This window comes from Benzoatithermus flavus (genome assembly GCF_037908215.1).
GTDB classification, from domain to species: domain Bacteria; phylum Pseudomonadota; class Alphaproteobacteria; order Geminicoccales; family Geminicoccaceae; genus Benzoatithermus; species Benzoatithermus flavus.
Genome location: NZ_JBBLZC010000013.1, coordinates 56162 through 82680, shown reverse-complemented (window position 1 = coordinate 82680; position 26519 = coordinate 56162). Strand labels below are relative to the sequence as shown.

Below are 26519 nucleotides of genomic sequence, written 5' to 3'. Positions count from 1 at the left end.
CAGGCGCTATTGCCGGATCTCGAGCTCGCGCTTCTTCGTGTAGAGGAACCGCACCAGATCGTACTCGAAGGGCGAGCCCGAGCCGTAATAGCGGAAGCTGATGTTGCGCCGCAGATCGACGGCGTAGAGGACGTACATCATCGGGTTGAAGTAGACCCAGTCCGTGATGAACGACTGGGGCGGCAGGTAGGTGGCGATCAGGGAGTCGGTGACGAAGCCGCCGAAATCGCGTGTGTTCGACGGCCCCAGCACCGGCACGATCAGATAGGGTCCGTTGCCGACGCCCCAGCGGCCCAGCGTCTGACCGAAGTCCTCGGGCTGCTGGGCCACGCCCAGCCGCGTCGCCACGTCGAACAGGCCGAGCACACCCGCGGTGGAATTGAGCAGAAAGCGCGTCGCGGCGCGACCGGCGATCTCCGGCCGGCCCTGGAGCAGACCGTTGGTGGCGTTCCTGAACTCGGTGAGGTTCGAGAAGAAGGCGGTCACCCGGCGCTCGATGAAATCGGGTGTGACGAACTCGTAGGCGTGCACGAGCGGCAGGAACACGTAACGGTCGAACTGGGCGTTGAACTTGTAGAGCGCCCGGTTGGCCCCCTCGAGGGGATCGTAGATCTCGATCGGGTACTGCGCCCGCTGCTGGACCGGCGAGAGCCGATGACGCGGCGGTGCGGTACCGAGCTCGTAGGCCGGCGTGGCGGCGCAGGCACCCAGACTGGCGGCGAACAGGAGCGCGGCGAGCGCTCTGGCCATGCGCATGCAGTGCTTCACCGGGCCAGGAGCTCGTACATCGCGGCGACGAAGTCGCGCTGGTCCATGGCACCGCAATGGCCGCCGGTCGGAAAGATCCGCGCCCGCTCGCCGAACACGCTCTCGAGCCATGCGGCCTCGCCCGGTGCGAGAATGATGTCGTCCTGCGTTCCCAGCATCACGACCCGCGGGCTCGTGCGCAGATAGCCCTCGATCGCGTGAAGTCCCGCCGCCTGGATCAAGTCGTCACGGGTGAGCTCGGGGTGGCGCTCGCGCATGAACGGTAGATAGACGTCGTCGAAATAGTCGACGAAGTTGAGCCCCATGCCCTGCAGGAAGATGTCGGTCAGCGACGTCGTCGCGGTGAGATGCGCGTTCTTGGGCACGATGTAGCCGGCATTGGTCATCACGTCGCTCGCGAACGCCATGTCGTTCGACGTGAAGCGGAAGGCGAGGCCGATCAGAAGCTCCAGATCCCGCTCCGGCGGCTCGAGCACGGTGTAGGAGCGGTAAAGGAAGGTGTCGTCGGTGAAGTCGATCCGGGCGCGCACGTCGTAGAGGGCGATCACCTGCTCGAAGATCCGATCGACGAACGCGTTGACCGAAGCCGGGTCCCGCCTGAGATGGCGGTCGAACATGGCATCGAGGCGCCGCACCGAGTTGTAGAGGCTCACGGGCGGGTTGATGACCAGCGCCTTCCGGAAGCCGAACGCCTTTTCCTTCTCGTCGAGCAGGCTCACGTAAGCCGCATGCGCTCCACCCAGGCTGTAGCCGGCGACCGAGTAGCCGGTGATGTCGAGCTCGCGGCGCAGGTCCCGGTCGATCAGCCTCATGACCCGGTAGAGATCGGCTGCATCCGCCCCGAGCCGCCCCGGCACGCCCTCGGCCGCGGCCGTGACGATGAAGCTCGGGTGGGTCGGGTTGGCGATGCTCACCACATGGTAACCGGCCTGATAGAGGGCGCGGATCAGGATGCGCGACTTGCTGGCGTCGTAGCCGGCACCCGTGCCGCCGATGACGAAGAACAGCGGCGCTCGCCGGTTGGGCTGCTTGTAGACGCCGTAAGGCAGCCCGCGATCGTAGTACCAGAACACGTCCGGGATCTTGCGATCCGGGAAGACCCGGAGATAGCGGGTCTCGCCGACGGCATCGATCTGGGCATTGGTGGGCAGCGACGCCTGGTTCGCGGGCGGGGTGGCCGCGACCGTGGCGACGAGGGCGCTCACGAACGGGTAGTCGTAGGCACCCATGAGGCGTGCCCGTGCCGTGGCCGGCATCGCCAGTGCCAGGATCAGCCCGGCCCGCAGCGCCCATGACCGCATGTCGAAGCCACCAACCGCCGTCGGTCGTCGCCTCTCGGTAGTCGAGAGGAGCCGGCCTGACTAGTGCGCCCGGGCCACGCCCGCCGCCCCGCGCGGTGCCGTGCTCACCCGCGTCTCCCCCCGGCCGGGCGGCATCGGTCTGCGCTTCGCAGCGCAACCTGTCCTCGGCCTGCGCTGTTCTTGAAGGCACGGGTGATGCGGGTGCCGCCCCCGACCGGCCCTGCCACTGGGAGGCGTTCGTGGCATGCGAGCGCGACGCGATCTCGACCTACTGTCCTTCCTCGCCCGGAACTGCCTGATCGGCGTCGCCACCGGCTGGATGTTCCTGGCCATCCTGCTCTATCTCGACGTGGCGCATCTCGGCCGTCTTCTGTTCGCCTCGGAGCAATGGCTCGTGGCGCTGATCCTGATGGGCACCGGTTTCGGCACCACCTTCGGCAGCCTCGCCATGGGCACGGCGATCTTTCTTCTGCCCAAGGAGTAGCCGGGCGAAAGCCGGCTTACGGCCTGAGCGCCTTGACGGCGAAGACCGGAACCGGATCGCGGAAGCCCTTCATGACGACGGGCCCCAAGGGCTCGAGCTCGGCGATCGTGCCGACGGCCTCGCTCACCGGCCGGCTGACCAGGATCTCGCCGTCTCTGGCCTGCGCGCACAAGCGGGCGCCGAGATTGGCGACGCTGCCGATCGCAGCGTAGTCGTAGCGGTCGGCGAAGCCGATCCGGCCCAAGGTCGCGAGCCCGCAGGCGATGCCGATGCCGAACCCGAGCTCGAAACCGTGCAGGAGCCAGCCGGCGGACAGGTCCTGCACCGCGTCCCGCATCGCCACCGCCATGCGCACTGCGCGCTCGGAGGCATCGGGGCATGGCACCGGATCGTTGAACAGCACCACGAGCCCGTCGCCCAGGAACCGCTCGAGCGTGCCCTCGAAACGATGGATCAGCGGCCCCAGGGCGGCGTGGTATTCCCGCAAGACGCCCATCACCGCCTCCGGTGCCGCGTGCTCGGCGAAGCCCGTGAAGCCCCTGAGGTCGCAGAACACCACGGTGACCTCGCGGCGGTGGCTCTCGACCAAGTCCTCCTCGCCGCCGGCCGAGACGATGAGCTCGGCGATCTGCGGTGGCAGGAAGCGCCGCAGCCGGTTCACCCGCTCGATCTCCGCCACCTGCTCCGCCACCCGCTGCTCGAGGGTTCGGTTCCAGGCGGCGAGCTCCGCGGCCTGCGCCTGCACCGTGTCGTGCAGCGCCTTCGTGCGCAGGATCGAGCGCACACGAGCCACCAGCGCCGCATGCTCGACCGGCTTGGTCAGGTACTCGTCCGCACCGGCCTCGAGCCCCGCCACCACGTCCCGAAGCGCGGTCTTGGCCGTGACCAGGATGATCGGCATGAACGGCAGCGCCGGATCGGCTCTGATCCGCCGGCAGACCTCGAAGCCGTCGAGCCCCGGCATCATCACATCCAAGAGGATCAGATCGGGCCGATGCTCGCGCGCCGCCGCGAGCGCCGCCTCGCCGTCGCCGGCGGTGAGGGTGGCATAACCCTGGCTCTCGAGGCGCGCCTCCAGGATCTCCCGGTTGTCGGGATTGTCGTCGACGATCAGGATCAGCGGCGGCTCGCGCAAGGCTCCCTCACCCGGCCCCTTCGAGGTAGCCCCGGACGATCGCCAGCAGCCGGCGCGGGCTGAACGGCTTGGTCACGTAGCCGTCGCAGCCCGCCGCCTCGGCCTTCAGCTCGTCGCCGCTGAGCGCGTAGGAGGTGACGGCGATGATCGGGATCGCGCGCAAGCTCGGCTGTGCCTTGATTCGCCGCGTCGCCTCGTAGCCGTCGACGGCCGGGAGCTGGATGTCCATGAGCACGAGGTCGGGGCGCAGCACCTCGGCCATCCGCACTCCCTCCTCGCCGGTGAGCGCCTCCAGCACCTCGAAGCCGGCATGGGTCAGGAGGTCGCGCAGGATGGCGCGGTTGTCCTCCTGGTCCTCGACGACGAGGATGCGCCGCTTCATGCCGCGAGCCTCTGCGCCACCGCTTGCCGTGGCAGGACGAGGTGGAAGGTCGCGCCGCGTCCGAGCGCCGATTCCACCCAGATGCGCCCGCCGTGCAGCTCGACGATGCGCTTGGCGATCGCGAGCCCCAGGCCGGTGCCACCCTTCCTGCGCGTGCTCGAGCTGTCGACCTGCCGGAACTCCTCGAAGATCCGCTTCTGGTCGGGCAAAGCGATGCCGGGGCCGGTATCCTCGACCGCGATGTGGAAGCCGTCGTCCGTCGTCTCGACCCGGATCACGATCTCGCCCTCCTCGGTGAACTTGATCGCGTTGCCGACCAGGTTCAGGAGCACCTGCGTGATCCGCCGCTCGTCGCCGTGGGCCAGCGGCAGCGGCTCGGCGATCTCGATGCGGAGATCCAACCCTTTCTCGGCGGCCAACGCCTCGGTCGCAGTCACGACGGTGTGGACCACCGCCGGCACCGCGTAGTCATTCGTGGACAGCACCAGCCGGCCGGCCTCGATCTTGGAGAGGTCGAGCACGTCGTTGATCAGGCCGAGCAGGTGGCGCCCGCTGCCCTGCACCCGGTCGAGCACCGCACGGATGCGCTCCGGCACCTCGCCGTAGATCCCGTCCTGGATCAGCTCGGTATAGCCCAGGATGGCGTTCAAGGGTGTCCTCAGCTCGTGGCTGGTGTTGGCGAGGAACTCGGACTTGTGCCGGCTCGCCGCCTCGAGCTGCTCGTAGAGCCGGCCGAGCTCCTCGCACATCCGGTTCACACCGGCTGCAAGGGAGCCCAGCTCGTCGCGGTTGACGACCCGTGCGCGCTGGGTGAAGTCGCCGCCGGCGATCCGGCGCAGGCGGCCCTCGATCTCGGCCACGGGCTCGATCACCGACCAGGAGATGACATAGCCCAGGCCCAGCGCCAGCACGATGCTGCCGAGCGCGAAGCCGATCACGATCCAGGTCGAGCGGGCATAGGCCTGCTCGCTCGCCTCGATGCCGGCCACCATGTCGGCCTCGGCGAGGTTGACGAGCTCGTTGGTCAGCCGCTCCAGCCGGTCGGCGAGCGGGCCGGCCTCGGCCTGCTGCACCTGCCGGGCCTCGGCGGCGTGGCCGCTGCGGGCGAGCTCGACGACGCGGCGCACAATCTCGATGAAGCGGTCGTACTCCTTGCGGACCTCGACCAGGAGCTCGATCTCGTCCTTGGCCACGAACTGCAGCCGGTCGAGATCGTAGCCGAACTGGGCGAGCTGGCGCAGAACACCTTCGAGCGTGCGCTCGTTGGGCGAGAGCAGTGCCGAGGCCACAGCATAGAGCTGGCCCGTGGTGTCGTGCTGCACCTGACGGTAGGCAGCGATCTTGCGCTGCAGCTTGATCAGGCCCTCGGTCTGCTGGTTGACGCCGCTCAGGAGGCGCAGGCCCACTGCCCCCAGCGCGACCAGCAGCACGACCATGGCGAGGAAGGCCGCGAGCAGCTTGGTCTGCACCCGCGCCGGGGTGCGCGCGACCAGCGCGATGGGGAGGTCGCGCAGGCGCATCAGGGCTCGCCCACGAGCTCGAGGAGGTCGCGGCGGAGCTCCTCGGGGTCGAAGCGAGCACCCAGATACTGCACGCGCAGCATGCCGCGCCGGTCGACCAGCGAGGTGAGCAGCGTGTGGTCGACGCCCTCGCCGGGACGCCCCGACACGGCCACGCCGTAGCGGCGGGCGACGTCGCGCACGGCGGCGGGCTCGCCGGTCAGGAAGTGCCAGCCGCCGCGGTCGGCACCGAACGCCTTGGCATAGGCCTCGAGCACCTCCGGCGTGTCGCGCTCCGGATCGACGGTGATCGAGACGAACGTGATGCTGCTGCCGAAGTCTGGCCCGAGCTCGTCGCCCACCTGCGCCATCTTCTCGGTCAGCAGCGGGCAGACGTCGGCGCAGGAAGCGTAGATGAACGCCACCGCGACGACCTTGCCGCGGAGATCGGGCAGCGCGAGCCGGCTGCCGTCCTGCGCGGTCAGCGAGAAGCCCGGCGCCGAGCCGATCGTCGGCAGCCGCTGCCCGGGCCCAGCCGTGTCGCCGCCGTCGGGCCCGTGCGCCGAGACCGCCGAGGGCGGACAGGCGAGCGCCGCCAGGATGAGCCCGAGGGTGGCCAGCCGGCTCACGTCTTGAGCTCGCGCTTGAGCTCGGCGAAGAAATGCCAGTCGGTGCCGGCGGCGATCAGCTCCTTCGGGCTCGACCTGATCATGCCGACGTCGTGCAGCCGCAGGGCATAGAATCGCAGCGTGTCCTCGGGGTCGTAGTCGCGCCAGCGGTCGTAGCGAACCTCCCTCAGCGCCTGCAGCGCGTGCTCGTAGCGGCCGCGGAAGCCGGCATCGACCAATGCCCGCGCCGCCCGCTCCGGCTCGGCGGCGCAAATGTCGGCGGACTTGAGCACGGCCCGCAGATAGCGCTTGGCGGCGATCGGATGCGCGCGGACGAACTCGCGGTTGCCCAAGGCGGTGCAGCAGAAATACTGCGCCCAGGGCTTGTCCATACCCGTGTTGAGGATCACGTGCCCGATCTTGCGGGCGCGGAGCTGCTGCGGCTCTGGCGGGAATCCCAGGAAGGCATCGACCTCGCCCCGCGCGAACGCCTCCAGGAAGTCGCCGTCGGGTCTGTTGATCCAGTCGATGTCGGCCCGGGGATCGAGGCCGACATGCGCGGCGATGACCGCGAGGAGCAGATGCCCGCTCGAGCCCGGCTGTTGGGGGATCCCGACCCGCCTGCCCTTCAGGTCGGAGATCGCCCGCACGGGCTCATGCGCGAACAGCTCGTAGCATCCGACGTGGACCCCTGCGAGCGCCACGATCGGCTCGCCGGCGTCCAGGTTCGCCACCGCCCACGCGGCGGTCTGCAGGTCGAAATCGATCTGGCCGCGAGCGAGGCCGTCGATGGAAGCGTGCTCGATGTAGCTGACGTCGGTGAATCCTTCCGCGCGCAAGGCGCTCTCCGCGATCTGCTCGGGAGCGACGCAGATCGTGGGGGCGCGGCGCAGGCGGAGCCTGGTGATCTCGGGTGGCTCGTCGTCGGCGTGCGCCGGCGTGCCCCCGAGCATGCCGGCGGCCATCAGGGAGGCCATCAGGTCGCGACGCGTGTGCAGGGCCGACATCGCCAGTCTCCTTCAGCCGCGACACTCATGCCTTCAGCTCGCGCTTCAGCTCGTTCAGGAAGCGCCAGTCCGTCCCTTGCGCGATGATCGTCTGCGGGCTCGACTTGACCACGCCGGCCTCGTGCAGGCGGAGGGCGTAGAAGCGGAGCGTGTCCTCGGGGTCGTACTCGCGCCACCGGGCGTAGGGCACCTCGCCCAGCGCCTGCAGCGCCAGGTCGTATCGGGGGGTGAAGCCGCCGTCGACCAGCCGGCGCGCCACGCGCTCGGGCTCGGCGACGCAAAGGTCCGCGGCCTTGAGGACGGCGCGCACCACGCGTTTGGTGGCGATGGGGTAGCGGGCTACGAAGTCGCTGTGGCCGGCGAGCATGCAGCAGAAATATTGCGACCAGGGCCGGTCGAGCCCGCTGTTGACGATCACCTGCCCGATCTGCCGCGCCCGCAGCTCCTGCGGCTCGGGCGGGAAGCCCAAAAAGGCGTCGATCTTGCCTTCGGCGAAGAGCTGCATCGGCTTGATGGTCGGACTCGTCACCCAGTCGATGTCCCTGGCCGGATCGAGGCCGACATAGGCCGCCATGGCGGTGAGGAAGAGGTGCGGGCTCGAGCCCAGACCCTGCACGCCGACGGTCTTGCGCTTGAGGTCGGTGATGCTGTGGACCCGGTCGTTGGCGAACAGCTCGAAGCAGCCGGAATGGACGCCGGCCAGCACGGTGAGCGGCTCGTCCTCGTCCATGACCGGGACCAGAGCCGCCACGAAGTTGGTGGCGAAGTCGATCTCGCCGCGAGCGATCTTCCGTGCCGCGGCGACCCCCGCCTCCATCGGCACGTACTGCACGTCGGTGAAGCCCTCGGCCCGCAGCAGCTCTTCGGCGACGTATTGCGGCGCAATGCAGATGCCGGGGATCTTGCTTAGGCGGATCGTGGTCGTTTCCGGCGGCGCTTCCTCGGCTGCGGTCCGTCTCGCAGCGGCAAGACCCGCGGCACTCGCCGCAAGCGTGCCCAGGAATCCGCGACGATCCTGCGGCGTGCGCATGCCTCCGTCTCCGATCTGAGCCGGGTAGAGCACGGGAGTATGTCGCGAAGAGACTTCATGAAGCCTGGAAGAACCGCACCACCCCGGCGAATCAGCTAGTATAGACGCTGCTTTCGCTCCAGGTCAACGTCACCCTTCGAAGTCGAGGCGGTCGAGCCGATGGTCAGCTTACCATAAAGGCATTTCGAGCCGGCAAGTCCTCGCCCGGCGATGCTGCCGCCGGGCGAGGTTGCCGTCCTCCAGCAGACGATATCGTCTAGAAGAAACGGTAGTTGAGCCGGAACATGAGCTCCTGCTCGCTGCCCTGGTCGAGATCGTGGCCGAGGCCGAGGCCGGCGCCGAGCGACAGCCGCTCGCCGAGCGCTACCTGACCGCCCAGGTTGAAGCCGATCTGGCGGAGCTGTCCGCGCTCGATCCTCTCCTCGCTGTCGGGGACGAGGCCCGCGGCCTCGCTGATGGTCACCCGGTAGTCGTCGCGGGACAGGCTCTGGGTGTAGGCGATGCCGCCGAACAGCTTGAGGCTGGCGCCGTCGCCGAAGCTCAGCGCATCCGAGACGGCGTCGAGACCGATCCGGGCGAGAGTCTCGCCGGCCTCGGTGGCGGAGTAGGTCACGTCGGAGATGTAGGGGTTGTCGATCGTGAACGAGTCCAGCGCCTGCACGCGGCGGCTCAGCTCCATCCACGGGGTCCAGGTGACGCCGCCGAACGACAGCGTGTAGCCGGCGCGCTGCGCCACCTCGGTCGTGCGGCCGCTGAAGCGCGCCTGGCTCGTGGTATCGGTGAGATCGTCGTGCTCGCTCTTGACGTGATGGTCGTCGCTGACCGTGAGCCGGGTGCGCAGGCTGAAGCCGTGCGTCTTGTGGTCGAGATACATCGACACCGAGTCCGACACGACCGAAGCCGCCACGGAGGCCCGCTCGAGGTCGGCGCTGGTCCGCTCGCCGTAGCGGCCGATCACCACGCCCAAGGACGTATCGGGCGAGAAGGCGTAGTTGACGCCGAGACCGCCGTCCGGCTGCTGGTCGGGGAAGAAGGCTTCGGCGAAGCCGGCACGGCTCGGGTCGCGATCGGCGACGGCGCCGTTCCCGGCATCGTCGCTCCCGAGCTCGCCGACGGTGAAGGCGTTGAAGCCGAGCCGCTGCGCCTCGGGCAAGGCGTCGATGCCGAGGGCGAGCCCCTGGTCGATGTCCTGTCCGAGCTGCGTCGTGGTCTGGCTGCCCGTCGTGGCCACGGCGTCGTAGCCCCAGGCGCGCGAGGCGTAGCTCAGGAACACCTGCTGGATGATGTCCTGGCCCTTCTCGCCGAAATGGTCGGGATCGGCGTAGAGCGCCGTGGTCTTGGAGTTGGCGAGATCGACCGTGGTGACGTTGGCGAGGCCGTAGGTTGAGGGCGACGCGAACACGTTCTCGAACGTGGTGAACAGGTCCACCGCGACCACGTTCTTGCGCTTCCAGTTGCTGGCGAAAGCCGCGACCGCGCTGTTCCAGGCCCGGGTGCGCGCCCGGTAGACCCCGTCGGGATCGCCCTTCTGCGCCGGATTCTTGCCCCAGTCGTGGACCAGAAACAGGAAGAGCTTGCGGTCGCCGGTATTGGCGCCGCGCCCGATCAGCCTCTTGACCCCGTTCACGTAATCGGTCTGCGAGCGGGTGAGATCGCTGAACTTGTCGATATCGTTGTAGCCGAAGAAGACCGTCGTGGCCTCCTTGCTACCCAAGGTCCCGCCGGCCGCGATCCAGCGGTCGACCTGCTGCGCGAAGCTGTTCTTCTTGCCGTTGACGGCGACGTTGGCGGCGGTGGCCCCGCTCACGGCGTAGCCGGCGAGAGCGCCCGCCTTGCCCTCGTCCAGGGACTGGTCGAGGAAGTTGCGGACGAGCACCCATTTGCCGGTGGCCGGGTCCTGAACGTAGCGGCGCAGCTTGGAGTAGCTGTCGCCGAAGCTCGTGATGCGCGGGATCGAAAGCTTGGGATCGACGGCAAGGCCGTAGGTGGGGGAGACCGGCACGGGCGTCGCCGTCCCGCCCGCAGCCCCTCCGGTCGCGTTGACCCTGAGGCCGGCGGCCTCGTCCGGCAGGGCCGCCGTTCCGGCCAGAGCCGGCGGGAGCACGCCGTCGGCAGCCGCGTGCGCCACATCGGTCATGGCGAGCAGGATCAGCGCCGTGGATGCCAGTAGGACGTGACGGTGCGGTCGGGGGGGATGCGTGCTCACGGGAGGCGTTTCCTGAAACGTGGCTTAGTCGTTAGACACTGTTATAATTAACTTTTCGGTAGCGTCCATGTGGTCCGTTCAACCCTGCATACCCCGCAGCGGGTCGTGGCGGCCGGCCCGCCGGCCGGCAAGGGGCTTGATCTCCGCCGGCAAGGCTGCGATGCAGCAGGGAAATCGTGACCCGCTCGGGGTGCCGGAGGACGCTTTCCACATGATGGCCCAAAACAGCAGAAAGGTCGTGCGGGAGGCGGTGGCGGTGTTCGAGGACGTCTCGTCGCTCGAGGCTGCCGTGGACGAGCTGCGCGCCGCCGGCTTCGCCGAGGACGCCATCAGCCTGCTCGCCGGGCACGATGCGGTCGAGAAGAAGCTCGGCCGCATGTACACGCGGGTCGAGGAGCTCGAGGACGACCCGAGAGCGCCGCGCACGGCGTTCGTCTCGGAGAAGAACCTGGGCGAGCGCGAGAGCTGGGTTTTAGGCTCGCTCACCTATCTTCCGACCCTGATCGCCGCCGGCACGGTGGTGGCATCCGCGGGTGCCGTCGCCGCCGCCATCGTCGGCACGGCCGTGGGCGGGGCCCTGATCGGCACCATCTTCGCCCACTGGATGGACCGGCGCCACGCCGAGTGGCTGCAGGAGCAGCTCGACCGTGGCGGCATCCTGCTCTGGGTGAGCACGCCCACGGCCGAGGACGAGCGCAAGGCGATCGACGTGCTGACCAAGCACTCGGCGCACGACATCCACATCCACGAGATCCCCGTGGTCGAGCCCTGATTCCGGGCGGCATCGTTCCTCGGGCGCTTTCCCCGCAGAAAAATGCGCGGCCGCGGCACGGTCCTTTGCTAGAGTGGCGCTCTCGTCGCCGAAAGCCGCCCGCCCGGCCGGAACGGCCGGGGTGCGGGCAGCAGGGAGAAAGCGCCATGTGCACGGCCCGCCACCGCCACACCCTCTTCTGCATCCTGCCGCCCTATCTCTTGCGCGCGATCGTGCAGAACGGCTCGCCGACACAGCGCGCCGCCGCCAGCATGACGCTCGCTTCCGATGCCACCTTCCGCCAGCTGCGCGCGACCCTGGCCACGCAGATGCCGCCGGCACAGCGCCGCCGGCGTGCGCTGGGCCTCGCACCGGTGAAGCAGCGGACCGTCTACACGGCCGACCATCAGGAGATCCTGCCCGGTACCGTCGTGCGCGCCGAGGGCGCTCCTGCCACGGGCGACCCCGCGACCGACGAGGCCTATGACGGGCTCGGCCATACCTGGGACTTCTACCAGGAAGTCTTCGGTCGCAACTCGATCGACGACGAAGGCATGCCGCTGAATGCCACGGTCCATTACGGCCAGAACTACGACAATGCGTTCTGGAACGGCCGGCAGATGGTGTTCGGCGACGGCGACGGCGAGCTGTTCAACCGCTTCACGATAGCGCTCGACGTGATCGGCCACGAGCTCGCCCACGGTGTGACCGAGGACGAGGCGCAGCTCGTCTACATGTTCCAGCCGGGCGCGCTCAACGAGCACCTGTCCGACGTGTTCGGCTCCCTGGTCCGGCAGCGCGTGCTCGGCCAGACCGCCGCCGCGGCCGACTGGCTGATCGGCGCCGGCCTCCTGTCATCCAAGGTGCAGGGCGTGGCCCTGCGCTCGATGAAAGCGCCGGGCACGGCCTATGACGACCCGGTGCTGGGCAAGGACCCGCAGCCCGCGGACATGAGCGGCTTCGTCGACACCTGGCAGGACAATGGCGGGGTGCACATCAACTCCGGCATCCCGAACCGCGCCTTCTATCTCGCCGCGACCGCGATCGGCGGCCATGCCTGGGAGAAGGCCGGGCGGATCTGGTACGAGACCCTGCGCGACAGCCGGCTCACCACCGAGCCCAAGTTCGCGGACTTCGCCCGCCTGACGACCGACGTGGCCGGCCGCCTCTACGGGGCCGGGAGCGCCGAGCAGCAGGCGGTGGGCGACGCCTGGGCGCAAGTGGGGGTGGTGGCCGTCAGCTAGAGCGGACCGGGGCGATGCGCATCGTGTTCGAGATGCCGGCCACGGGCATCGGCTTCTTTCCGGGGCTGGCGCGGCCGGTGGTGATCGAGGCGGACCGCCTCCCGCCGGACCAAGCGAGCGAACTCTGCGAGCTGATCGCGGCGACCCGCTTCTTCGAGCGTCCGGAGCGGGCCCCGGCAGCGGCGGCCCGAGGTGCCGCCGACTGCCGGCAGTATGCCGTCACCGTCGAGGAGGACGGGCGCTGCCGCACGCTGCACGTGGCCGAGCCCATCGTCGATCCCGATCTCCTACGGCTCGTCCGCCTGCTCGAGGCCATCGCCCGGAGCCTGCGGCGTCACACGTGAGCCCGGCTCACGGCAGCGCGAACTCGGCCACGAGCGGCGCGTGGTAGCTCTCGGTCGCGTACTCCACGTGCGTCGCAGGATCGGTCTCGTCGCTCAGCGTCTCGTTGTGGATCTCGAACCGGCGGAAATGGCCCAGGAGCTGGCGCGAGACCAGGATGTGGTCGAGCATCACCGGCCGGCCCTTGTGGATCACGCTGAAGCGGCGGTCGCGCGGCAGCGAGCGCTCGAGCGGGACCAGCGAGCGGGCGGCGAGCGCCCCGTTGCCGGTATCGGCGGTCTCGCACATCAGGATGCGCAAGGGCGTCTCGCGCTCTTCGGCGTTGCAGTCCCCCATGACCGCGATCAGCGCCTCGGGCTCGGCGTCGAGCAGGCGATCCACCAGGAGTCTCGCCTCCAGCGCCTGCGCCGTGCGCTTGATGCCGGCGAGGAAATAGCCCTCGGCCCAGGCGGCGGTGCTGCGCCAGGCGAAGGCGCCGGCTTTCTGGCCGGGCACGTGGGCGGCGGTGGGGGCGCGCAGGTGCAGGTTGATGACGTGGAGCGGGTGCCCGTTCGGGAGGGTCAGAGTGACGTGGAGGAGCGGCCGGTCCCAGGCGCAGGCCTCGGCCTCCGCGGCCGGCGGCTCGGCCGTGGTCAGGCGGTAGGTCGGGACCGCCACGAGCTCGGCCTTGACCTCGTGGCTCTCGGCCACCGGAAAGCGGCTCAGCACGACCAGGTTGTGCAGGTCGGCGACCCAGGGCTCGTCACCATGGTCGCCCGTGCTCGTGGTGCTGACGCGATGATAGCCGGCATAGGCCGTGCCCTCGAGCAGGCGGTCGAGGGCGAGGAGGCGGCGCGGGCCCTTGTCCGGGCCGCGCTGGCCGTGGATCTCCTGCAGGCAGAGCACGTCGGCATCCAGGCGCAGGAGCTGGGGCCGCAGCACGGCGATCCTCGCCTCCAGCGGCGGATCGAGATCCGGGGCATCGTCCAGGTTCTCGAGGTTGAAGGTGGCGAGGCGCAGGCGCAAGAGAGCCTCCCGTGGCGGACCGGCCGGCAGCCTCAGGCAAGCGCAGGTGGAGCCGGAAGGCAACCGGCCGGTCGACAACCGTAGCACCCGTTGTGACGAGGCAGCTCAACACTTTTTGGCTCAGTGATTGCATCAGCTAAGTTTCTGGAATTCGTTCGTGCAATTTTCATTTTCGCACCACCGATTCCCCACCTGGCGGTCCCGCTCGGCCGATCAGGAATAGTATCTTAGAACACTCCAGCGCTCAAGGATCAGCTTCGGAGATGCATCTCGGGGTGCACTGCTGCTCGGGCTGTTCTGACCCGGATGCTCGGAATGGCCGGCAGAGGGGGGGAACGACGGGCATCCGACGAGCCGCAGCAACGGGCATCGCTCCCTCGAGGCAGCCACGCCCTTGCAGGCCGAGCGCCGAGCCGGTCGAGGCCTGTCTCTGCTTCCCCTCGTGGCGGCCATGGCCGGTCCCCTGGAACCAGCTACGCCCGCTCTCCCGGCAGGCCGAAGAAGGCGCGGATGCGTTGGAGGAGACCGTGCTCGCCGCCAGGCGACGGCGGCGGCGTGCTCGGGACCTCGGACGAGCGGTCGGCCTGGCGGGCGGTCAGGATCCGGCTCATGGCGCGCGCGAGCTCGGGCGAGCGCTCGAGGACCGGCAGGAGGTCGGCCTTGGTGATCTCGAACAGCAGGCTCTCCGTCCGCGCGCAGACGGTGGCACTACGCGGCTCGCCCGTGAGCAGCGAGTACTCGCCGAACATGTCGCCCGCGGCGAGCAGACGAACCCAGCGGGACGGTCCCTGCCCCCGGTCGATCGTCACATCCAGCACGCCCTCGACCACGACGAACAGCGAGCTGCCGGGCTCGCCCTGCCGCACCACGGCCTCACCGGCCGGGACATGGCGGCGGCGGGCGGCGGCGGCCAGCAGGCGGAGATCCGTCTCGTCCAGGAGACCGAACAGGTCGCTGCGCGCGAGCAGGACGTCGAGCCGGCCGCGATGCTCGAAGGCGGGCGGGCGCAGGCGCGTGTGGAAGAGGTCGAGCCGGCGGTGCGCCGGCTCGAGCCCGGCGCGGTAGAGGTGGCGCAGGATGGCGGCCTGCACCTCGTGCCTCGCCTCGGTGCGCTCGGCATAGCTCTGGAGCCAGTAGCGCAGCGTCCAGGTGACGCCGCTCTCACCGAGGGCCACGATCCTGGCGTCGGGCTGCCTGCCCGTACGATGGGCGGCGGGCACCGTGGCGGCGGCCGCGAGCAGAATGCGCTCGGCGCGCGCGGGCGAGACGTCGTAGGCCAGGGTCACGGTCACCTGGTCGCGCCAGACGCCGCCTTCGTGGTCGAAGTTGCTGAAGCCGCGTGTCGCGAGCTGGGCGTTGGGCACGACGAGGCCGACCCCGTCCTGGGTCAGAAGGCGGGTGGTGAGCCAGCCGACCTCGACCACCTGTCCGACCGTGCCGGGGGTGATCTCGAGCCAGTCGCCGATGCGGTAGGGACGCTCGAGGTTGAGCGCCAAGCCGGCGAACAGGCTCGCCAGCATGTCGCGGAGCGCGAAGCCGAGCACGGCGACCGCGACACCCGAGGTGGTGAGGATGCCGGCGAGCGGCATCTCGGTGAGGCGGCCGACGACGACGAGGCCGGCCGCGATCCAGACGAGCGCCGCGACGAGGTCGGTCAGCAGGCGCGGCAGGTGCGGCGTGCGACGCTGCCAGACGCAGACGTCGAGGGCGCGGACGAGGAGGAAGGCGGTGGCGAGCCAGGTGGCCGCCCAGAGAGTGCGATCGAGGAGGGCGGCGGCACCCTCGCCCAGGGTACGGTCCAGGCCCGAGGAAAATCCCGGCAGTGCCGTCCGCGCGACCAGAAGGACCAGAAGCAGGCCCAAGGGCCGCGCCAGCCGTCGGGCCATCGCTGCCAACATGCTCGCCTCCTCCCTTCGCACCCGGCACGCCGGCGATCCGCCCCGCGGGCCCGTTCCGGAACGGAATGCCCGGGTCGGTTCCCGCGGCACACTGGCCGGCTGGATCGAGCTATGGAAGGGGCATCGCCGCCACGCCCGGTATCCCGTGCACCGACATGCCCTCGATAGGGACATGCCGGCGCTATATTAGCCAGGATACAACAAGAACGGCCGGACCCCACACGACCGGGGAGCAGGAGCGCGCACTCCGGGCGTCTTCCAGACTGCGCCGCTGCCGCCGCCTCGACCTGCATCGAGCGCGGCCGGCACCGCCCGTGCCATCGGGCGGCACGACGAGGCGGCCTGGAAGGGGCGGATCATGGCGGTCAGGTACGGGACGGATGCCGGCGAGCCGATCATCGGCACCGCCGGCGACGACCGGGTCGCGGGGCTCGGCGGCGCCGGCCAGGAGGTCGTGGTGCTGTTCGGGGTGACCGCGGCCGATTTCGGGATCGTCTAGCCGCCGGGCAAGCCACCCGGCGGCGGGAACGATCCTCAGGCCGCGCGCTGCACGGTGCCGGCGGCGATGTCGACGAGATCGGCCATGATGTCCTGGATCTCGAAGTCCTTGGGCGTGTAGACGCGCGCCACCCCGGCGGCGAGGAGCTCCTTCGCGTCCTCGGGCGGGATGATGCCGCCCACGACCACCGGCACGTCGCCGATGCCGAGATCGCGCATCCGCTTCAGCACCTCCTTCACGAGCGGCATGTGCGAGCCCGAGAGGATGGAGAGGCCGACGATGTGCACACCCTCTTCCAGCGCCGCGTTGGCGATGCGGGCCGGCGTCAGGCGGATGCCCTCGTAGACCACCTCGATGCCGGAATCGCGGGCGGCGATGGCGATCTGCTCCGCACCGTTGCTGTGGCCGTCGAGGCCGGGCTTGCCGACCAGCATCTTGAGGCGGCGGCCGAGCATGGCACTCGCGGCCTCGACCTTGGCGCGCACAGGGGCGAACACGTCCTCGGGCACCACGGCGGCGGCGCTGGAAACACCGGTCGGCGCACGGTACTCGCCGAACACTTCGCGCAAGGCCTGCGCCCATTCGCCGGTGGTGACCCCGGCATGGGCGCAGGCGATCGAGGCTGGCATGATGTTGCGGCCTTCCTGGGCAGCGGCGCGCAAGCCCGCGAGCGCTGCAGCGACGGCCTTCGCATCGCGTGCGGCGCGATGGGCGGCGAGGCGCTCGATCTGTTCCTGCTCGGCCTTCGGATCGACGGCGAGGAAGCCGCCGTCCTCGCCCGTGGTGAGCGGCGAGGGGGCGGTCTCGGTGTAGCAGTTGACGCCTACGACCTTCTGGGCACCGGTCGCGATCGCGGCCACGCGGACGGCGCTGCTCTCGACGAGGCGGCTCTTCATGTAGCCGGTCTCGACGGCGACCAAGGCACCGCCCATGGCGTCGATCCGGGCGAGTTCCTCGCGCGCCTCGGCCTTGAGCTCCTCGACCTTGGCCGCGACCGCCCTCGAGCCGTCGAACAGGTCGGGATATTCGAGAAGGTCGGTCTCGTAGGCCAGGATCTGCTGCATCCGCAGCGACCATTGCTGGTCCCAGGGGCGCGGCAGGCCCAGGGCCTCGTTCCAGGCCGGAAGCTGGACGGCGCGGGCCCGCGCCTTCTTCGAGAGCGTGACGGCCAGCATCTCGAGCAGGATGCGGTAGACGTTGTTCTCGGGCTGCTGCTCGGTGAGGCCCAGGCTGTTCACCTGCACGCCGTAGCGGAAGAGCCGCGCCTTCTCGTCGGCAATGCCGTAGCGCTCGCGGCAGATCTCGTCCCAGAGCTCGACGAAGGCGCGCATCTTGCAGAGCTCGGTGACGAAGCGGATGCCGGCGTTGACGAAGAAGCTGATCCGGCCCACGGCCTTCGGGAAGTCGGCCTCCGGCACCTGGCCGCTCTCACGGATCGCATCGAGCACGGCGATCGCGGTCGCGAGCGCATAGGCCAGCTCCTGCACCGGCGTCGCCCCTGCCTCCTGCAGGTGGTAGCTGCAGACGTTGGTGGGGTTCCACTTCGGCAGCTCGCGGTAGGTGTAGGCGATCACGTCGGTGGTCAGCCGCATCGAGGGCTTGGGCGGGTAGATGTAGGTACCGCGGGAAAGGTATTCCTTGATGATGTCGTTCTGGACCGTGCCCTGCAGCTTCTTGACGTCCGCACCCTGCTGCTGCGCCACGGCGATGTAGAGCGAGAGCAGCCAGGCCGCCGTGGCGTTGATGGTCATGGAGGTGTTCATCTGCTCGAGCGGGATGCCGTCGAACAGAATCTCCATGTCCCGGATCGAGGTGATCGGCACGCCGACCTTGCCGACCTCGCCCGCGGCCAGCGGGTGGTCGCTGTCGTAGCCGGTCTGGGTGGGCAGGTCGAAGGCGACCGAGAGCCCGGTCTGGCCGCGGGCGAGATTGGTGCGGAAGAGCTCGTTGGAGGCCCTGGCCGAGCTGTGACCGGCATAGGTGCGGAACAGCCAGGGCTGGTCACGCTTCGTGGTAGCGGGGCTCGCCGACATCGCCAACACCTCTCTTGCGCTGCACCAACACTTGACGCCAACACCTGACGCCAGCGCTCGTTCCCAACACCGGAAACTGCACATTTCCTGAACGGAACGGCATCCCGGTCTATGCCGCACGAACGCTAACACTTTTGCTGCATGCGCGTCAAAGCTCTTTTTGTGTTGACGACTAACACCGAACGTGTCAGGTGTTGGGCCGCCGTCAGCGAGGACACCCATCCCCGATGAGCAGGAACAACGTCGAGCACATCATCCGCAAGTTCGGCTCGCAGCAGCGCCTGGCCGAGCTTCTGGGCATCTGGCAGACCGCCGTCAGCGGGTGGGTCCGTCGGGGCGCCATCCCTGCCAAGCGGCAGGAGGAGCTCCTGGCGCTCGCCCGGCGCGAGGGCATCGACCTGACCCCGGCCGACTTCTTCGGCATGGCCGAGGAGGAGCAGGCGGCCGAGGGAGCGCAAGGTGCCGGCGTACGAGGGGCGCAGCAGGCCCTCGCCGTCGCCGTGGGCCAGAGCCAGGAATCCCGTCCCTTCCCCGAGACCCGTCCCGTCAGCGAGCAAGGATCGCGCAGCGCCATGACCGCCACGACCGCCGAAGTCATCGAGCTCAAGAAGCCGAACGTGAACCGGATCGCCACGAAGGACCTCTACGAGATCGGCGAGATCCCGCCGCTCGGCCACGTCCCGGCCAACATGTACGCCTGGGTGATCCGGAAGGAACGCCACGGCGAGCCGATCACCGCCATGCAGCAGGAGATCGTGCCCACCGCGCAGATCGGCGACGACGAGGTCCTCGTCATGGTGATGGCGGGCGGCGTCAACTACAACGGCGTGTGGGCGGCCTTGGGCATCCCGATCTCGCCGCTCGACGTCCACAAGCAGCCCTACCACATCGCGGGCTCGGACGCGTCGGGCATCGTCTGGGCGGTGGGCTCGAAGGTGAAGCGGTGGAAAGTCGGCGACGAGGTCGTGATCCACTGCAACCAGGACGACGGCGACGACGAGGAGTGCAACGGCGGCGATCCGATGAACTCACCCTCGCAGCGGATCTGGGGCTACGAGACCAGCGACGGCTCGTTCGCCCAGTTCTGCAAGGTGCAGTCGCGCCAGCTCCTGCCGCGGCCCAAGCACCTGACCTGGGAGGAGGCGGGCTGCTACACGCTGACGCTCGCCACCGCCTATCGGATGCTGTTCGGCCACCCGCCACACGCGCTGAAGCCCGGCGACAACGTGCTGGTCTGGGGCGGTGCCGGCGGCCTCGGCTCGATGGCGATCCAGCTCATCGCCGCCTCGGGCGGAAATGCGATCGCCGTGATCTCCGAGGAGGACAAGCGCGACTTCGTGCTGTCCCTGGGTGCGAAGGGGGCGATCAACCGCAAGCAGTTCAACTGCTGGGGCGAGATGCCCGACCCCATGGACACCGCGAACTACCAGAAGTGGCTCGGCGAGGCGCGCAAGTTCGGCAAGGCGATCTGGGACATCACCGGCAAGGGCAACGACGTCGACATCGTGTTCGAGCACCCCGGTGCCGCGACCTTTCCGGTCTCGGCGCTGGTCTGCAAGCGCGGCGGCATGGTGGTGATCTGCGCCGGCACCACGGGCTACAAGCTCACGGTGGACGCGCGCTATCTGTGGATGCGGCAGAAGCGGCTCCAGGGCAGCCACTTCGCCAACCTGAAGCAGGCCTCGGCCGCGAACCGGTTCGTGATCAACCGGCAGGTCGATCCCTGCATGAGCGAGGTGTTCGCCTGGGCCGACATCCCGCGCGCGCACATGAAGATGTGGAAGAACCAGCACAAGCCCGGGAACATGGCGGTGCTGGTCCAGGCCAAGCGCCCCGGCCTGCGCACGATCGAGGAGGCGATGGAGGATTGAGGCGAAGGGGCGCCGGCCAAGGGCGCCCCTTCCCTTCCGGAGGCCGCCTCGGGCGGGCCGCGAGCGTGCTCGGGATCGGTTCATGGCACCGGGTACCATGAACGCTCGCCGCGCTCCGGCCGAGCGCGGCGCTCTTCCTTCCATCTCGGGCTTGTCAGGCGAACAGGGACGATCGATGGCGACGAAGCTGGCCGACATCCGGGCCGACGCCGAGCCGGATCTCTTCGAGGACACACGGGCGGCCTGCGCTGCCGCCCTCGGCTTGATGGCCGCAGCGCGCGAGGCGGTGCTCGCCCGTGTCGGCTGCGGCGGCAAGGTCGACGGCACCTTGCTCGAGCGGGAGCAGACGGCCGCACACGGCCTCGCCTGGCTCAAGGTCTATGTCGAAGCTCTCCGCGCCATGCAGGGCTGGGCGGAGCGGCTCGCGGGACACGGCCGGTTCGGCGAGCGCGAGCGGCTGATCCTGCAGCTCGCCTTCGCCGAGTACCTCGCCCGGATCGCGGGCGGCATCCCGATGAACCAGCTCGAGTACGTGCGCCCGCACGATCTCGGCCTCGACGAGCAGGCGGTCCGCGCGTTCCTGACCGAGCCCGTGCGCCGGCTGATCGCGGGCGGCACGCCCGAACGGCGCGCCCGGCTCGCCGAGCTGATCCACGACGGCGAGTTCGGCGATCTCGGGCTCTCCGACGACAGCCTCGACATGATCCGCGAGCAGTTCCGGAAGTTCGCGGAAGAGGAGGTCCGCCCGTTCGCGCACGGCTGGCACGAACGCGACGAGCTGATCCCGATGGAAGTCATCGAGCACTTGGCCGGGCTCGGCGTGTTCGGGCTCACCATCCCGGAGGCGTATGGCGGCCTCGGGCTCTCCAAGGAGGCCATGTGCGTGGTCACCGAGGAGCTGAGCCGCGGCTATATCGGCATCGGCTCCCTGGGCACGCGCACCGAGATCGCGGGCGAACTGATCCGGCTCGGCGGCACCGACGGGCAGAAGGCCTACTGGCTGCCGAAGCTCGCCTCGGGCGAGGTGCTGCCCACGGCCGTGTTCACCGAGCCCAACACCGGCTCGGATCTCGCCTCGCTCACGACGCGCGCCGTGCTCAAGGACGGCTATTGGGAAGTCACGGGAGCCAAGACCTGGATCACCCACGCGGCGCGCGCCGATCTCATGACCATGCTGGTCCGCACCGACCCGAACGAGAAGGGCTACAAGGGCCTTTCCATGCTGCTCGGCGAGAAGCCGCGCGGCACGGACGAGAATCCCTTCCCGGTCGAGGGCCTCACCGGCGGCGAGATCCGCGTGCTCGGTTACCGGGGCATGAAGGAGTACACGCTCTCCTTCGACGGCTTCAAGGTGCCCGAGAAGAACCTCCTGGGTGGTGTCCAGGGCCAAGGCTTCAAGCAGCTCATGGCAACCTTCGAGAGCGCCCGCATCCAGACCGCGGCACGGGCAATCGGTGTCGCCGTGAACGCGCTCGAGCTCGGCCTGCAGTATGCCAAGGAGCGCAGCCAGTTCGGCAAGCCGCTCTTCGCGTTCCCGCGCGTCGCCGGCAAGCTGGCACTCATGGCGGTCGAGATCATGGTGGCGCGTCAGCTCACCCTCTTCGCGGCACGCGAGAAGGACGCCGACCGGCGCTGCGACCTCGAGGCGGGGCTCGCCAAGCTGCTCGGCGCTGCGGTGGCATGGGCGGCCGCCGATAATGCCTTGCAGATTCATGGCGGAAACGGGTATGCCATGGAATATCCGATCAGCCGTGTACTGTGTGACGCACGCATTCTGAACATCTTCGAGGGTGCAGCGGAAATCCAGGCACAGGTGATCGCGCGCCGGCTGCTGGAAGGCTAGCGGGCGGCTTCGACGGTCGAGTAGATTGGGGGGAGGCCGGGGCCGCATCCGGAAGGATGCGGCCCTGAGCATGTCGGGGAGGCCGTCGAAGGGAAGCTGCCCGTGACGATGGTCCGGTCGTCGCGAGGCTTCCGGCCTTCCGCGACATCCGCCGGCGACGGCTTCGACTTCGGATTGCCAATAAGCCCAATGTGCCTGCATTCCTGGCCGAGGTTCGTCTTCGACGACGGCCGCGCGGGCACGGGACCGAGCCGCCGAGCCGGAGACCTGGCTGCCGGGGGGCGGCACCTGAGCGCGGCCGCGTTCGGCCGGCTGCCGCGAGTCCCGCCCGTCGCGCGGTCCCTCGCGGCAGATCACGGGCGATCCGATGTGATGCGGCTGTCAAGACTGCACATCCGACGCGATCCCGCGTAGAAGGCGGCGCTCGCCCGTCGCGAGCGCCGACTGGAGGGGAAAGGGCCCATGGCCGACGACGTCGCCGGCATCACGCCGGATCGCCTGCGCAGCTTCGTCGAGCGGATCGAGAATCTGGAGGACGAGAAGCGCGCGGTGCAGGAGCAGATCAAGGAAGTCCTGGCCGAGGCGAAGGGCGAGGGCTTCGACGTCAAGATCCTGAGGAAGATCCTGCAGCTCCGCCGGAAGAAGCCGCACGAGCGCAAGGAGGAGGAGGAACTGCTCGAGGTCTACATGGCGGCGCTCGGCATGATGTGAGCCTGCGGCGCCCCACCGGGGCTCAGGGCTCGATGGCGCGCTGCATCAGGACGGCCGAGGCGGGGCACAGGCCCGCGAGCTGCCGGGTGGCCCGCACCGCAGCGGGCGCGGCGGCCCGGTCCGCTCGCTGGAATCCGGCTCTCGCGAAGAAATCCACGGCATCGGTCGTGAGCAGCCAGGCACGGCGGGCGCCGAAGTCGAAGGCGCGGCGCAGGGCCAGCGCCGTGGCCGCACGGCCGAGCCCCTGGCCGCGCCATGCCGGCAGGATCAGAAGCGAGCGTAGCAGCGCGTCCTCGCCCAGAAGCTCGAGCCCGGCATAGCCGACGAGACGGCCGCCCGTGGTGCGGTAGGCGAAGAAGGCACGGTTCCCGGCTTCCGCGAGATCGGCCACCAGCAGCCCGGCTGCGGCGAGTGCCGTGCCGAGATCGGGGTCGTCCGGCGGCAGCGGGCCGTCGATCAGCCAAAGGCTGCCATCCTGTTTATGCAGGTCCTCGCCGGGCGGGGGCGGCACGAGGTCGAAGACGAGATCGGACGGCCGGCACAGGACCGCCCGCGCACCGGCGACGACGATCGGCCGGTTGATCAGGATCGGGTGCTCCAGCATCGCGGCAAGGACGGCATCGTCGCCGGTGGCCGGATCGGCGAGGCCGAGCGCCGCGAACGGCGTGCCGCGACGGCGGGCGAGATCCTTCGGCCGCATCTGCAGGCGATGCAGGAGATCCTGAAGCGTCCCGCGCGAAGGCGGGTCCTTCAGGTACTCGATCACCGCGAGAGGCTGACCGGTCCGCTGCAGGACGGCCAGGACATTGCGCGAGGTGCCGCAGTCGGGGTTGTGGTAGAGGGTGATGGTCATGCTGCCCGTCGGATGGTGGCCTTTCCCTGGTTCTAGCGGGCTTCCGCCGCGCCGGCACGGGCTTGCGCGCCATGGCCGCTCTCGTGCTAGCTCTCGCGCACGCGAACGAACGGGGAGGACGGGCCCTTGAGGAAGGATTTCTGGCGCGCGCTCGCCGTGGCCGGGCTGCTCGCAGCAGCGCAGCCGGCATCGGCGCAGGCACCCATCGTCGACGCGCCGACCGGACAGGGCGTGCAAGGGGTCGGCGGGGTGCTGATCGACATCCGCACGCCCAGGGAGGTGGCCGAGACCGGCCGGCCGAAAGGGGCGGTGGCGGTGCCGCTCCAGGGCGACGACATGGTGTTCCGCAACGGCTTCGTCGCCGAAGTGACGGCCGCCGCCGGCAACGACAAGGCGCGGCCGGTGGCGCTGATCGACGCCAACGGGCAGCGCGCCATGTTCGCCGCCAAGCTGCTCGCGAGCCAGGGCTTCAGCCAGGTGCTCGTGGTCGGCGAGGGCATGCTGGGCAGCAGTCTCGGGCCGGGCTGGATCGCGCGTGGGCTGCCGGTGGAACGCTGAGCCCGCACGAGCGCCGGCCCCCGTGCCGGCAGATGCGGCAGCGCTTGCCTCGGTCGATGGCTGCAGCCAACCTCTGCACCACTTGGACCGACGAGAGGCGGAACGACGAAATGAAGCGCCGAGCTCTCCTGGTGACGGCACCGCTCGCTGCAGCGGCGCTCCTGCTCGTTGGAGCGTCCGCCGCCCTGGCGGCGCCCGTGACCATCACCTTCCTGCACGCCAACGATGCCTACGAGATCGCTCCCGAGAAGGGTGCTGGCGGGTTCGCCCCGTTCATGACCCTGCTCCGGGCCGAGCGGCAGCGGAACCCCGCCGCCATCACCACCTTCGGCGGCGACCTGATCTCGCCCTCGGTGCTCTCGGGCCTGACCAGGGGCCGGCAGATGATCGAGCTCACCAACGCCATCGGCGTGCAGGTGGCCGTGCCCGGCAATCACGAGTTCGACTTCGGCCCCGAGGTCGCAGCGGAGCGTTTTCAGGAATCCCGCTTTCCCTGGCTCGGCACCAACATCCTGGGCAAGGACGGCAGGCTGGCGCCGCTCGGCATGCGCGAGCTCGAGATCAGGGAGGCGGGCGGCTACAGGATCGGCTTCTTCGGCATTCTCGACACCGAGACCCCCGCCCTCTCCGCGCCCGGGCCCGACCTCGCCTTCGCCGACCCGAAGGCCACCGCCGAGGCGGCCGTGAAGCGGCTGAAGGCGATGGGAGCCGACATCGTCGTGGCGCTGACCCATCAGGATCTGGCCGAGGACCGGGCGCTCGCGGCCGCGGTCGAAGGGATCGACGTCGTGCTGGGCGGCCACGACCACGACGCCTCGAGCTTCTACGAGGGCGGCAAGCTGATCGTGAAGGCGGCTTCCGATCTGCGCTACCTCGCCGTGGTCGATCTCGTCGTCGATCGGGTGAAGCAGAAGGACAAGGAGGTCGTGACCTGGACGCCCTCCTGGCGCTTCGTGCCGACGGCAGGCGTCACGCCCGACCCCGAGGTGCAGGCGGTGGTGGCGAGGTGGGAGAAGCAGCTCGATGCGGAGCTCGGCGCGCCGGTCGGCCGGACCGCGGTCGAACTCGACAGCCGCCGCAACGCGGTTCGCACGGCCGAGACCAACATGGGCAACCTGATCGCCGACGCGATCCGGGCCGCGACCGGGGCCGATATCGGCCTCGTCAACGGCGGCGGCATTCGCGGTGACCGGACCTATCCGGCCGGGACCGTGCTCACCAGGAAGGACATCCTCTCCGAGCTGCCGTTCGGCAACGTCACGGTGCTGATCGAGCTGAAAGGGGCGGATCTCCTGGCAGCGCTCGAGAACGGCGTGTCGCAGGTCGAGCACGGGGCCGGCCGGTTCCCGCAAGTGTCGGGTCTTCGCTTCGCCTTCGACCCGAAGGCGGCACCGGGGGCGCGGGTCGGGGAGGTCACGATCGGCGACGCGCCGCTCGATCCCGCGAGGACGTACAAGGTCGCGACCAACGACTACATGCTCGCGGGCGGCGACGGCTTCGCGAGCCTGGCACACGGCAAGGTGCTGATCGACCCTTCGGCGGGAACGCTGATGGCCTCGACGGTGATGAACTACGTGACGGCGCTCGGCGGCACGGTGGCGCCGAAGGTGGAGGGGCGAATCCGGCGCATCGACTGAGGCCGGATGGCCGTCGTACACCGGCGGGTGATTTGACCGCCCGTCGGCGAGGCGCTAGCGGTTGCGCCCATGGCCGGAAAGGTGATGCCTTGCGAATCCTGATCGATGCGCGCACGCGGATGGTGCTGTTCAGCCTTTGGTGCCTGGGCTGGGCGATCGTGCTTGTGGAATCGCTGGAGCCCATGACCGGGACGCCGTTCGGCCTCTCGGACAAGCTCCTCCACTTCATGGGCTATGCGGTGATGACCGCCGCTGTCGCGAGCTTCGCCCACGAGCGCCGCGGCATCCTGTGCTGGACGCTGTTCGCGATCCTGATGGGCGGACTCGTCGAGGTGGCACAGGACTTCGTCCCGACACGCAGCATGGATATCTACGACTTCCTCGCCGACAGTGCGGGCGCGGCCGTGGGGGCGACTGCCGCGCTCCTGTGGCTCGTGCTGGTGATCGCCCCCTTGCGGCGCCGCCGAGCCGCGCCGGCCTAGACGATCTTCTTCAGCATCGGCCCCAGAGGTGCTCCCGCGAACAGATGGACATGGAGGTGTGGCACCTCCTGGTGCGCGTTGGCGCCGTGGTTGGCGAGGATGCGATACCCGCTCTCGACCACGCCCAGGATCTCGGCCACCTTGCCCACCGCCCTGAACAGGCCGGCCACCGCCTCGGCCGGGGCGTTGGCGGTGAAGTCGGCCATCGAGACGTACTCGCCCTTGGGGATGACGAGGACGTGCACCGGGGCCAAGGGGTTGATGTCGTGAAAGGCCAGCGCCCACTCGTCCTCGTAGACCTTGCGGCACGGGATCTCGCCGCGCAGGATGCGGGCGAACACGTTGTTCCGGTCGTAGGCCATGGGGCACCTC

At 69.4% G+C, this 26519-nt stretch carries 25 protein-coding genes and 1 pseudogene; 12 read left to right on the top strand and 14 right to left on the bottom strand.

Annotated elements, in window-relative coordinates; all coding sequences use genetic code 11:
* Nucleotides 1-6: 6 nt before the first annotated feature.
* A complete protein-coding gene (locus U1T56_RS14020; protein ID WP_418160108.1) occupies nucleotides 7-756 on the bottom strand; it encodes an MlaA family lipoprotein in 750 nt (249 codons plus the stop codon).
* Nucleotides 757-764: 8 nt separating this feature from the next.
* Complete coding sequence (locus U1T56_RS14015) at nucleotides 765-2069, bottom strand: alpha/beta hydrolase (protein WP_418160107.1); 1305 nt, start codon at nucleotides 2067-2069, stop codon at nucleotides 765-767.
* 244 nt (nucleotides 2070-2313) lie between these two features.
* On the opposite strand from U1T56_RS14015, the gene U1T56_RS14010 reads away from it, so the two are divergent.
* The gene (locus U1T56_RS14010) at nucleotides 2314-2553 is read left to right on the top strand and encodes a hypothetical protein (RefSeq protein WP_418160106.1); all 240 of its coding nucleotides are present in this window, start codon (nucleotides 2314-2316) and stop codon (nucleotides 2551-2553) included.
* A gap of 16 nt (nucleotides 2554-2569) precedes the next feature.
* Here U1T56_RS14010 and U1T56_RS14005 read toward each other — a convergent pair whose 3' ends face one another.
* The 7 genes from U1T56_RS14005 to U1T56_RS13975 all read right to left on the bottom strand — a co-directional run bounded on the left by U1T56_RS14005 (nucleotide 2570) and on the right by U1T56_RS13975 (nucleotide 10420).
* Nucleotides 2570-3688, bottom strand: coding sequence for an adenylate/guanylate cyclase domain-containing protein (locus U1T56_RS14005; RefSeq protein WP_418160105.1), 1119 nt, complete (start codon nucleotides 3686-3688; stop codon nucleotides 2570-2572).
* A gap of 7 nt (nucleotides 3689-3695) precedes the next feature.
* Nucleotides 3696-4070: a response regulator gene (locus tag U1T56_RS14000; protein ID WP_418160104.1), complete on the bottom strand. Its 375-nt coding sequence runs from the start codon at nucleotides 4068-4070 to the stop codon at nucleotides 3696-3698.
* On the bottom strand, nucleotides 4067-5590 hold the full coding sequence (locus U1T56_RS13995) for a sensor histidine kinase (protein ID WP_418160103.1): 1524 nt from the start codon (nucleotides 5588-5590) through the stop codon (nucleotides 4067-4069). Before U1T56_RS13995 ends, U1T56_RS14000 begins: the two co-directional genes overlap by 4 nt.
* On the bottom strand, nucleotides 5590-6198 hold the full coding sequence (locus U1T56_RS13990; RefSeq protein WP_418160102.1) for an SCO family protein: 609 nt from the start codon (nucleotides 6196-6198) through the stop codon (nucleotides 5590-5592). The genes U1T56_RS13995 and U1T56_RS13990 overlap by 1 nt, the downstream gene beginning before the upstream one ends.
* Entirely contained in the window at nucleotides 6195-7184 is a 990-nt protein-coding gene (locus U1T56_RS13985; RefSeq protein WP_418160101.1) for an ABC transporter substrate-binding protein, read from the bottom strand. Before U1T56_RS13985 ends, U1T56_RS13990 begins: the two co-directional genes overlap by 4 nt.
* 25 nt (nucleotides 7185-7209) lie before the next feature.
* Nucleotides 7210-8214, bottom strand: a complete 1005-nt coding sequence (locus U1T56_RS13980) for an ABC transporter substrate-binding protein (RefSeq protein ID WP_418160100.1) — start codon at nucleotides 8212-8214, stop codon at nucleotides 7210-7212.
* A 256-nt stretch (nucleotides 8215-8470) separates the two neighbouring features.
* Nucleotides 8471-10420, bottom strand: a complete 1950-nt coding sequence (locus U1T56_RS13975; protein ID WP_418160099.1) for an SGNH/GDSL hydrolase family protein — start codon at nucleotides 10418-10420, stop codon at nucleotides 8471-8473.
* A 211-nt stretch (nucleotides 10421-10631) separates the two neighbouring features.
* On the opposite strand from U1T56_RS13975, the gene U1T56_RS13970 reads away from it, so the two are divergent.
* From U1T56_RS13970 to U1T56_RS13960, 3 genes are all read left to right on the top strand, one after another.
* The gene (locus tag U1T56_RS13970) at nucleotides 10632-11192 is read left to right on the top strand and encodes a hypothetical protein (RefSeq protein ID WP_418160098.1); all 561 of its coding nucleotides are present in this window, start codon (nucleotides 10632-10634) and stop codon (nucleotides 11190-11192) included.
* A 146-nt stretch (nucleotides 11193-11338) separates the two neighbouring features.
* Nucleotides 11339-12415 carry a M4 family metallopeptidase gene (locus U1T56_RS13965; protein ID WP_418160097.1) on the top strand — a complete coding sequence of 359 codons (1077 nt, stop codon included), beginning with the start codon at nucleotides 11339-11341 and terminating at the stop codon, nucleotides 12413-12415.
* Between the two features lie 14 nt (nucleotides 12416-12429).
* Nucleotides 12430-12759 carry a protealysin inhibitor emfourin gene (locus U1T56_RS13960; protein ID WP_418160096.1) on the top strand — a complete coding sequence of 110 codons (330 nt, stop codon included), beginning with the start codon at nucleotides 12430-12432 and terminating at the stop codon, nucleotides 12757-12759.
* A 7-nt stretch (nucleotides 12760-12766) separates the two neighbouring features.
* Here U1T56_RS13960 and U1T56_RS13955 read toward each other — a convergent pair whose 3' ends face one another.
* Both U1T56_RS13955 and U1T56_RS13950 read right to left on the bottom strand, forming a co-directional pair.
* A complete protein-coding gene (locus U1T56_RS13955) occupies nucleotides 12767-13762 on the bottom strand; it encodes an endonuclease/exonuclease/phosphatase family protein (RefSeq protein WP_418160095.1) in 996 nt (331 codons plus the stop codon).
* Nucleotides 13763-14235: 473 nt separating this feature from the next.
* The gene (locus tag U1T56_RS13950; protein ID WP_418160094.1) at nucleotides 14236-15660 is read right to left on the bottom strand and encodes a mechanosensitive ion channel family protein; all 1425 of its coding nucleotides are present in this window, start codon (nucleotides 15658-15660) and stop codon (nucleotides 14236-14238) included.
* Between the two features lie 358 nt (nucleotides 15661-16018).
* Here U1T56_RS13950 and U1T56_RS13945 point away from each other — a divergent pair, with 358 nt between their 5' ends.
* Complete coding sequence (locus U1T56_RS13945; RefSeq protein WP_418160093.1) at nucleotides 16019-16159, top strand: hypothetical protein; 141 nt, start codon at nucleotides 16019-16021, stop codon at nucleotides 16157-16159.
* Between the two features lie 35 nt (nucleotides 16160-16194).
* Here U1T56_RS13945 and U1T56_RS13940 read toward each other — a convergent pair whose 3' ends face one another.
* On the bottom strand, nucleotides 16195-18192 hold the full coding sequence (locus U1T56_RS13940; protein ID WP_418160092.1) for a methylmalonyl-CoA mutase family protein: 1998 nt from the start codon (nucleotides 18190-18192) through the stop codon (nucleotides 16195-16197).
* A gap of 227 nt (nucleotides 18193-18419) precedes the next feature.
* Here U1T56_RS13940 and U1T56_RS13935 point away from each other — a divergent pair.
* The 4 genes and pseudogenes from U1T56_RS13935 to U1T56_RS13920 form a co-directional block, all read left to right on the top strand.
* Nucleotides 18420-18584 (top strand): annotated as a pseudogene (locus U1T56_RS13935) (Cro/CI family transcriptional regulator); the annotation flags it as partial.
* Between the two features lie 180 nt (nucleotides 18585-18764).
* On the top strand, nucleotides 18765-20063 hold the full coding sequence (gene ccrA, locus U1T56_RS13930) for a crotonyl-CoA carboxylase/reductase (protein ID WP_418160168.1): 1299 nt from the start codon (nucleotides 18765-18767) through the stop codon (nucleotides 20061-20063).
* 175 nt (nucleotides 20064-20238) lie between these two features.
* Nucleotides 20239-21906 carry an acyl-CoA dehydrogenase family protein gene (locus U1T56_RS13925; RefSeq protein ID WP_418160091.1) on the top strand — a complete coding sequence of 556 codons (1668 nt, stop codon included), beginning with the start codon at nucleotides 20239-20241 and terminating at the stop codon, nucleotides 21904-21906.
* A 462-nt stretch (nucleotides 21907-22368) separates the two neighbouring features.
* A complete protein-coding gene (locus U1T56_RS13920; RefSeq protein ID WP_418160090.1) occupies nucleotides 22369-22617 on the top strand; it encodes a DUF2312 domain-containing protein in 249 nt (82 codons plus the stop codon).
* Nucleotides 22618-22639: 22 nt separating this feature from the next.
* Here U1T56_RS13920 and arsN2 read toward each other — a convergent pair whose 3' ends face one another.
* Nucleotides 22640-23470, bottom strand: coding sequence for an arsenic resistance N-acetyltransferase ArsN2 (gene arsN2, locus U1T56_RS13915; RefSeq protein ID WP_418160089.1), 831 nt, complete (start codon nucleotides 23468-23470; stop codon nucleotides 22640-22642).
* Nucleotides 23471-23596: 126 nt separating this feature from the next.
* Between arsN2 and U1T56_RS13910 the strand changes: the two genes are divergently transcribed.
* From U1T56_RS13910 to U1T56_RS13900, 3 genes are all read left to right on the top strand, one after another.
* Nucleotides 23597-24028, top strand: coding sequence for a rhodanese-like domain-containing protein (locus U1T56_RS13910; protein ID WP_418160088.1), 432 nt, complete (start codon nucleotides 23597-23599; stop codon nucleotides 24026-24028).
* A 110-nt stretch (nucleotides 24029-24138) separates the two neighbouring features.
* Nucleotides 24139-25665, top strand: coding sequence for a bifunctional metallophosphatase/5'-nucleotidase (locus tag U1T56_RS13905; protein ID WP_418160087.1), 1527 nt, complete (start codon nucleotides 24139-24141; stop codon nucleotides 25663-25665).
* Between the two features lie 89 nt (nucleotides 25666-25754).
* On the top strand, nucleotides 25755-26147 hold the full coding sequence (locus U1T56_RS13900; RefSeq protein ID WP_418160086.1) for a VanZ family protein: 393 nt from the start codon (nucleotides 25755-25757) through the stop codon (nucleotides 26145-26147).
* Here U1T56_RS13900 and U1T56_RS13895 read toward each other — a convergent pair.
* Nucleotides 26144-26509 carry a histidine triad nucleotide-binding protein gene (locus U1T56_RS13895; protein WP_418160085.1) on the bottom strand — a complete coding sequence of 122 codons (366 nt, stop codon included), beginning with the start codon at nucleotides 26507-26509 and terminating at the stop codon, nucleotides 26144-26146. The genes U1T56_RS13900 and U1T56_RS13895 overlap by 4 nt on opposite strands.
* Nucleotides 26510-26519: the final 10 nt, after the last annotated feature.